The organism is Gluconobacter oxydans, assembly GCF_006539685.1.
GTDB lineage: Bacteria > Pseudomonadota > Alphaproteobacteria > Acetobacterales > Acetobacteraceae > Gluconobacter > Gluconobacter oxydans.
The window spans coordinates 1-876 of record NZ_BJNM01000094.1 but is presented as its reverse complement, the minus strand read 5'-3'; the positions used below and the strand labels follow the sequence as shown (position 1 = coordinate 876).

The window sequence follows — 876 nt, the reverse complement described above, 5'->3', positions numbered from 1 at the left end:
CGACCTGTAACCGGGAAGATCAGTTGAACATCGGCGGGGTAGACCTTTTGGTGTCGGGGAATACCGACAGCCCAGCAAAGACTCCGTGCGGTCAATGCCTGCCGAAACGGAGCTGACAACCCGTAACCCGCATCGGCCAGCACGCAGCCGAAGCGGACACCTGCTGCGATGACGCGATCAATTTCCTCAAGCGCGATTTCAGGCTTCGTGCGGTAGTCCTGTAAGGCATGAGGTACGCCCGCCTTGTCCATGCGCGCGACATCGCTTGTCCAGCTTTCTGGCAGGAACAACCGCAGACTCAGCATCAGGGGAACTTCACCCGAAGCCAGTGTCACAGAGACCATTGTCTGGCAGTTCGCATTCTTGCCTAGTGCGGTTGCGTATTGGGGCGCAACGCCAACAGAGGCTTTGCCCTTCTTCGGCAGGGCAGTGTCATCGATGATCAGCCAGGATCCGTCGCCACCAACCAGGTCATCCGCCTGTTTCCACAAGGTCGCTTCCAGTGGAGCTTTGTCCCAAAGCCCGGCTCCGATGAAATGATGCAGCCGGTCATAGGGGACCGCATCCGAGCGTGCGGCCATGGGTTGGATGCTCTTGCGATCTCCTGGCCCAATCAGACCTGCGATATAGGCGGGGCACATTTTACGCCGCGTCTTGTTGCCCAGACCATCCAGATATGGGGCGAGCCATTGCTCAAGATCCGCTTGCCAGTCTTCTTCCAATGCCAGCCTCCGTCAAAGCTGGCTCCCCATGAATCACGCAATCTGCGCCATGGGAATCCTAAAAATCATGCTTCTGCCAAAGTAGTGCTAGGTCGCGTTGACAAAAGGTCTATACGATCATCCTGAGATCTGATTCACTGGTTGCTTCTACGGA

The 876-nt window shown here is 56.8% G+C and carries 1 protein-coding gene; it reads right to left on the bottom strand.

From position 1 onward, the window contains the following. On the bottom strand, positions 1-728 hold a 728-nt coding region (locus tag GOX01_RS12740), incomplete at its 3' end, for an IS701 family transposase (protein ID WP_218023028.1). Positions 729-876: the final 148 nt, after the last annotated feature.